The sequence below is a fragment of the Mycoplasma tracheobuteonis genome, from assembly GCF_054456995.1.
The window spans coordinates 1-7832 of sequence record NZ_JBTKTG010000020.1 but is presented as its reverse complement, the minus strand read 5'-3'; the positions used below and the strand labels follow the sequence as shown (position 1 = coordinate 7832).

5 protein-coding genes are annotated in these 7832 nt (G+C 28.5%); all 5 read left to right on the top strand.

Annotated features, from left to right (window positions below; translation table 4 throughout):
• The first annotated feature begins 122 nt into the window (after nt 1-122).
• The 5 genes from ACX1M8_RS03170 to ACX1M8_RS03150 all read left to right on the top strand — a co-directional run bounded on the left by ACX1M8_RS03170 (nt 123) and on the right by ACX1M8_RS03150 (nt 7710).
• On the top strand, nt 123-677 hold the full coding sequence (locus ACX1M8_RS03170; protein WP_458616348.1) for an inorganic diphosphatase: 555 nt from the start codon (nt 123-125) through the stop codon (nt 675-677).
• 303 nt (nt 678-980) lie between these two features.
• Nucleotides 981-2312: a BMP family ABC transporter substrate-binding protein gene (locus tag ACX1M8_RS03165; protein WP_458811015.1), complete on the top strand. Its 1332-nt coding sequence runs from the start codon at nt 981-983 to the stop codon at nt 2310-2312.
• Nucleotides 2313-2483: 171 nt separating this feature from the next.
• Nucleotides 2484-4751 (top strand): ATP-binding cassette domain-containing protein, encoded by a 2268-nt coding sequence (locus ACX1M8_RS03160; protein WP_458616346.1) that lies wholly within the window; start codon nt 2484-2486, stop codon nt 4749-4751.
• Nucleotides 4751-6748, top strand: coding sequence for an ABC transporter permease (locus ACX1M8_RS03155; protein ID WP_458616345.1), 1998 nt, complete (start codon nt 4751-4753; stop codon nt 6746-6748). The genes ACX1M8_RS03160 and ACX1M8_RS03155 overlap by 1 nt, the downstream gene beginning before the upstream one ends.
• Entirely contained in the window at nt 6748-7710 is a 963-nt protein-coding gene (locus tag ACX1M8_RS03150; protein ID WP_458616344.1) for an ABC transporter permease, read from the top strand. Before ACX1M8_RS03155 ends, ACX1M8_RS03150 begins: the two co-directional genes overlap by 1 nt.
• The last annotated feature ends 122 nt before the right edge of the window (nt 7711-7832 follow it).

The window sequence follows — 7832 nt, the reverse complement described above, 5'->3', positions numbered from 1 at the left end:
AATAAATATCACCTATATTTTACTCTATTCTATCTACTCTAGGGGTGACAAAATAAAGCTTATTTTACAATTTTTCAAATAATTTTTTTGATTTTTTTTATTCATTGTGTTACTATTTAAATATGCAAAAAGAAATCCAAGTAAAAATTGAAATTCAAAAGAATTCAAGAATCAAATATGAATACAATAGAAAAACCAAACAAATAGAAGTAGACAGAATACTAAGAGGAGATTTTGTTTACCCATGTAACTATGGTTTTGTGCCAAATGCTTTAGATTGAGATGGTGATGAACTTGATGTTCTTCTATACTCAGAAGAAACATTTATGCCAGGTGTTTCATTAAATGCTCGTATTATCGGAGCTATGAAAATGATTGATGATGGTGAAACTGATACTAAATTAATCGCAGTACACGCTGATGATTACAGATTAGATCACATTCAATCATTAAAAGATCTTCCTTTACCATTTCTAGATACAGTTAAAACATTCTTCTCTACATACAAAAACTGAAAACGTGAAGGAATTACTTCAGTTGATGGGTTTGAAGATGTTACTTGAGCAATGCAAGAATATGATGAATGCGTTGAATTAATGGAAAAATATGGTGAAATGGACAAAAAAGAATTCATTAAATTAATGCAAGAAAAACACCCAGAAAAATACCAATTTTAATCATTAGAAATCCTCAAAATACTGAGGTTTTTCTTTTTTAAACAAAAAAATATCAAAAATACCTTATTTTTAGGCTTAAAAAGCTAAATTTAAATAACTAAAAAAGCTGGAATTTAAATAAAAAAATTTTACAAAAAGCTTAAAAAAGGCTTATTTTTAAAAATGTGGAACAAAATATTATGCTGTTCCACATTTTATATTATCTTTAGCCTAATTTAATATAATATTAGCGGAACAAATTAGTACTAAAAAAATTAATGATTTGTTCGAAAAATTAATTAATTAATTTTATATCGGAGAATTATGAAAAAAATTAAATCATTATTAATTACAGTTGTAGGAATTTCTGCTATTGCATTACCAGTTGCTGCTGTATCATGTAATAGCGAATCTAAACCCGCAAAATACATTGAACCAAGTAAACGTATTACAAATGGTCAAATTGTAGAAAAAGATATTGAAGCTAAGATTAAGGAAGCTAAATCTATTCCAACTGTTGCATTAGTAACAGAATCAGCGAATGTTTTAGATAAATCATTTAACCAATCTGCATGAGAAAGTGTTTTAACAGTTTACGATCAAGTTAAAAAAGCTGGAAAGAGCATGACTATCAGACCTATTGAGCCTGATCAATCTCAACCACTTGAAACTACATATAATTCACTTTTATCACAAGGGATTCAACTTTGAATTTTATCAGGATACAAACACAGTGAAGAATTGCCTAAATACATAAACGAACATGCTGCTGAGTTAAATCAAAAAGGTGTTAAAATTATAGGAATTGACTATTCATTAGATCAAAGTCAATTAACAGAAGCTGGAAAAACATTTAAAAACTGTTATTGCCTTGAATATAAAGTTCAAGAACCTGCCTACATCGTTGGTCAAGCAGTTGCATCATATTTAGCAAAATACTCAACAAATAATTTAAAAACAACAACATTTGGTGGTGGAGATTATACAGGAGTTACTGCTTTCATTAATGGTTATGTAAAAGGTATTTATCAATATGATAAAACTAATAATGCAAAAGTTTCAATTCCTTTACCAGCTAAAACAAATGCTATTAATGTAAAAGCTGGTTTCGATAATAATAACACAATGAAACAAGTTGTTTTAGAAACAATTGGTTTAGGCGGAAAAGTTATTTTACCAGTTGCTGGAACAGCAACATCTGTTGTATTAGATGAATTGACAGCAAAAAACAGTGATACATTAATTATCGGGGTTGATGCTGACCAATCTAAAGCTTTCCCTGGACAAGAAGGAAGATTCTTCTCATCAATTACTAAAAATATAGGTAAATCAGTTTATGATGCTCTTCTATATACAATGTTCGGATTAAATGAACAAGGTTTATTTAAAGACGATTTAACAGGAATTCACGGTTCATTAGCTCAAGGATGAGTTTCATATGCACCAAGCACAATAAGCAATGAAGAACAAAGAAATTTCGTAAACCAAGAATTACAAAAATATGAAACTGAATTTAGAAATGCTACAAAAGAAATATTAGATTTTGTGGACACAGATTCTACAGCTCCTAATACTCCTGCAGTTTCAACAGTTACAGGTATAGCTGTTGCAAACACTGTTGCTGCAGCAGTTAATACATTAGCATCTGCAAAATAATAATCTCAAAAAAGCCTTATTAAGGCTTTTTGACTTTATTTAGAGAAAAAATGGAATAAATAGTGTATTATTTATAAATACTAATTTGTAGAGATAAAAAATTATTTTTTATTATCTTATAGTATAATTTTCTTAAATAATAAAACTTATTTTATCCAAGGAGAGAGGAATATGAAAACAACTGCAAAAAATGCTATTGAGTTCATAAATATTTCTAAATCTTTTGGTTCTATAAAAGCGAACAGAGATGTTTCGTTTTCTGTCGAAAAAGGTACTATCCATGCCTTAATCGGAGAAAATGGTGCTGGGAAAAGTACATTAATGTCAATTCTGTTCGGTCTTTATGAGCCGGATGAAGGAATTATAAAAGTGAACGATAAAGAAGTGTTGATTTCAGGGCCTAATGATGCTAATAAACTTGGTATCGGGATGGTGCACCAACATTTCAAATTAGTTGATGTTTATACGAATCTTGAAAATATTGTATTAGGTTCAGAAGACTATAACAAATATTCAAGAGTTATAAACTATAAACCTGCAATTGAAAAAATCAAAACAATTCAAGAAATGTTTGATTTACATTTTGATTTAAATAAATTGACAGGAAAAGAAACAGTTGCTACTCAACAAAAAGTTGAAATTATGAAGATGCTTTATCGTGATTCAGAAATTCTTATTTTTGATGAACCTACAGCTGTCTTAACAGATCAGGAGATTCAAGGTCTTCTAAATACATTTAAACTTTTCAGAGAGCAAGGAAAAACAATTTTATTTATTTCGCATAAATTAGCAGAAATTAAAGAAGTTGCTGACAATGCTACAGTTCTAAGACATGGTCAAGTGATGGGTAACTTTAAGGTTGCTGATGTGTCGATTTCTGAAATGGCAAATCGTATGGTTGGCGGAGAAGTAGAAATCGCCAGAAATGAATATACAGATACTTCTAAAAATGAGGTTATCTTAAGTTTAAAAAATATAACAACAAATGGTGAAAAACCTTTACACAATTTATCTCTAGATGTTAAACGTGGAGAAATTGTAGCTATTGCTGGAGTAGAAGGCAACGGGCAACATGATTTAGAATATGTTGTAAGTGGAATGATGAAACCATTAAATGGTGAAGTCTTATTAAAAAAGACTGAATTTGTTCAAGAAAAATCTAAAGAAATCTATAAAAAGAAAAAAATTAAGGATATTTCATTAACATTAATGGCATTATTCTTGGCATATTTAGGTTTAACATTTATTTTCTCACCAATAAGTGATGCTTCACAACATACAATATTATTAATTTTAGGTGCTTTTTCTTTCTTATTTGCTGGAATTTTATTTATTGTTCTAATGATTAATTTATTTGGAAATAAAATAATAGAAATTTACAGAAATATTGAACTTAATTCAAAGAAAAAAATAGATGAAAATTCACCCCAAACTTTATTTAAATCTAAAAAATTAGCTCATTTATTGTTTAAAAACTATAAACCTATAGTTTTATGATCAATTTCATTAGTGTTCTTATTCACTGCGCTATCTATCGCAAGCATAATAGGTTCTAATGGATTATTAATAGCAACATTAACATTTGGTGTTATTTCATTAATTTTAATGTCATTAACCTTATATATATCATTTGTTACTAAAACATTAGCAAAGAATATTAATCAGTTATTTATTCCGGTATCATTCGCTGTTGTATTTATTAGTTCATTTGTTATTAATATTGTCGCTATAATTAAACATGCAAGTGCGATATCGCCACTATTAATATCTCTTTTAGTTTTAGGTGTGGCTTTATTTGCAAATCTAATTGCATTATTATTTATCTATAGCAAAAATAATTTTGTAAAACAAGTATCTCGCAACGAAGATGACTTTATCAAATTACACGAGCTTAGTGTAAAAGAAATTTCTGAATTAGGATTTAGTTTTATACCAAGCGACAGACATAAGCATGGTCTTGCTTTAGATTATACAATTAAAGAAAATACTACACTACGTAGGTTATGAGACAAAAAATATAATAAGTTTGGTATTTTTAAGGCAAAACCAATTTCAAAAGAAACAAAAGAAATTATCGAAAAATACGATGTTCGCGGTGCTAGAAATGGTTATTCCCAATCACGTTCTCTTTCTGGTGGAAACCAACAAAAATTTATTGTTGGTAGAGAAATGAACTCCCCACATGATTTCATATTAATTCTCCAACCAACACGTGGATTAGATGTCGGGGCTATTAAAAATATTCACGAAAGAATTTTAAAAGAAAAAGAATCTGGTAAGGCTATTTTACTTATTTCTTATGAATTAGATGAAGTATTAGCTTTAGCGGATAGAATTGCTGTCTTAAATACAGGAGAAATCGTTGCATTAAAAGATGCAAAAGATTTAACACGTACAGATATTGGATTATATATGGCACACAAAGGAGGTGATAAATAATGACTGAAGTTGTATCTAAAAAACAAAATAAATTTCTAAAAGCAACTATATCAACAGTTGATAAAACAAAGAGATTTTTCATGTTTGATGATAAAGTAAAAAATAGAAGAAAATTATATTCATCTCTATGAGCTGTTCTTATAGGATTATTCCTAGCAAATATTTTATATTTCTTAATTGGTCGTTCGACAGGTGGAGAAATAGGATTTTTCTCTTTCTTCTCTGATGTTATTTCGTTTGCATCAAAACCGGAAGTTTTCAAAAATACATTAATATTCTTCTTAGTTTTTGCATTCTCTGGTTTAGCAGTAGCTATAGGATTTAAATCTGGACTATTTAATATTGGTGTCCCTGGTCAAATGCTTTTACCAGGTGTTGTATTCTTCGCGGTAATCATTTCAGCAAGAATACCTATGAATCAAATTTCACCATCATACTTTGTAGGTATGTTCTTATTATTCATTATAATAGGTGCTGTAACCGGTGCGGTTTCTGGTTTCTTGAAAGCATTTTTCAATGTCCATGAAGTTATTTCAACAATTTTTATTAATTGAATAATAACATTCGTTTCTATTTGATTATTTACAAGTACTAACTACATGTTCTTTCCCGAAGGATCAGCAGAAGCTGAAAAATGATTATTTTCACCATTCGGAACAAGAAGTATTGTTATTTCAGATGATTTAGTAAACAAATTTATTTATTTTGGAATAGCATTTGTAATATTAATTACTCTAGTAATTTGATTTATTTATTCAAAAACAACCTTAGGATATAAAATCAAAATGGTTGGATTAAATAGATCAAATGCCGAATATGTTGGAATTAATGAAAAATTAGTTACTATAGGTATAATGGCAGCATCAGGGGCTTTAGCTGGATTAGCTGGTTTCTACTACATAATAATTCAAACTAAAAAGATTAATGTTTCACCGGCTATACCATTAAATATTGGTTTTGAATGTATCGCTATCGCACTTATTGCACTAAATAACCCAATTGGTACGATTGCAACATCAATTTTATATGCATTCTTAAATTCAGCTTCAGCTAGTTTCCAATCTGCTAGAGGTATTGCAAAAGACTTTTACCCAATAATCACTGGATTAATTATATTCATGGCTGCATTATCAATGATGTTCTACAATTTTAGACCATTAGATTTCTTCAAAAAACAAATTGTTTTAATGTTCCATAAAGAGTATTGACAAAATTTTGCTATTTATCATAACTTAGTTAAGAAATCACATAAAACTAAATGTTGAGATAAAGAAAAAGCATTTTTAACAAGTAAATGATTAGAAGAGCATAAAGAAGAAAATTATCTAAAAAATCCAAAATATATTAACTTTATAAAAGAAAACAAAATAAGATTTGATAAAGAATATGAAAATAATAAAAAAATGGTTTTAAATCAAATTTCTCTTATTAAGAAAAATAAAGATAAGGGATTAAAAGATGTGAAAAATGCATACAATGAAGCTGTTTCTAAAGCAAATGATAAAATCGAAAGAAAACAAGCTAAATATGAATATTACAAAGAAGTAAATGAAATTCTTAGCGAATATAGCTCAAAATATTCTGCGGAATACCAAAAAATTCATAATACTACATATAGTGCATCTAAGAAAATAGCACGTATTGGTAACAAAGATAAGATAAAAGAATATAAAACACTTCAAAAACAATATGAAGATAAAGTATCTAATCTGATATTATCTATGAAGAATTATGATGTTCAAGATAAAATGAAAGTATATGATGAAATTTCTAGATTAAAATTCGAATTATTAAGAAAAAGAGATTCTTTAGGACTTAATAATGTTGTTGAAACACAAAATGCTTACAAAGCTGAAAAGAGAAATAGAAAACAAATTTATAAAGCATTAAAAAATAAAATTTTCAACGATTTTCATTCTAAATACTTCAAGAGACCATATGAAAGCATAGTTCTGAAATATACACCTATTTTAGACGAGAAAGGAGAAGAAATCTAATGGAAACTATAATTGTTTTCGCTGTATTCTTTTTCTGTGTTCTAATGCTAGGAACAATTTCTGGTATTTTTTCAGAAAGAGCAGGAATAGTTAACATAGCTATCAATGGTTTTATAATTTTTGGAGCTATAATGTATTTAGTGGGATCAGTAATTGTGTCAGATATTATTTTTGATCCAAATGATCCTGACTCCCTTTCTAAATCTCCTTATTGACAAATTCCGTTAACTATCATAAGTGTGTTAATGACAATGTTGTTCTCTTTATTATTTGGTTTCGCAACAATCAAATTAAAAGCTGATCAAACAATTTCTGGTTTTGCAATAAATGTTTTTGCAGCAGGTATTGCTTCAATTCTTATTTTGGTTTTAACTACACTTCAAGGTGGAGGGGTCTTTGTTCAATTAAGAGGAAGAAATGAACTTGCATATGAGCCAAGTTTGACAAATTATGGTAACATTTTATCATTCAAAACATTTATATCAATTATAGTGATTGCCATTTCTTGATTCGCACTAAGAAAAACAAGATGAGGTTTAAGATTTAGAGCAATTGGTGAAAATCCACAAGCTGCCGATGTTGCAGGTATAAATGTTAATAAAATTAAATGAGAAGCTGTTCTTTTAGCGGGTGCTATCGCTGGTTTAGCAGGGACATTCTTTGCTGTAATTAATACTTCAGAGTTCTCATTAACTAAAGAAGTAAATGGATATGGATATTTAGCATTAGCTATTATGATTACTTCAAGATGAAGAATTTCTATATCATTGATAGTAACTGCATTATTCTCATTAATGATGTCATTCTCATATTATGGTATTCAATTCTTGGATTCACCACAATATGCTGACTTATTGAAAGCAGTACCATATGCTGTAACACTTGTAATAATGATATTTACATCAAAAACGAATTCAGGGCCAGCCGCTGCTGGTATACCATACGATAAATCAAAACGTTAGGTGTTAAATTTTAGTGAAATGTTTAGGTAAAATCCTAGACATTTTTTTATGGAATTCGAATTAATAACCTGTGTTTCCAAGTTTTAAAGGTATAAAAAATGAACAGCCCCACAATATAGAGC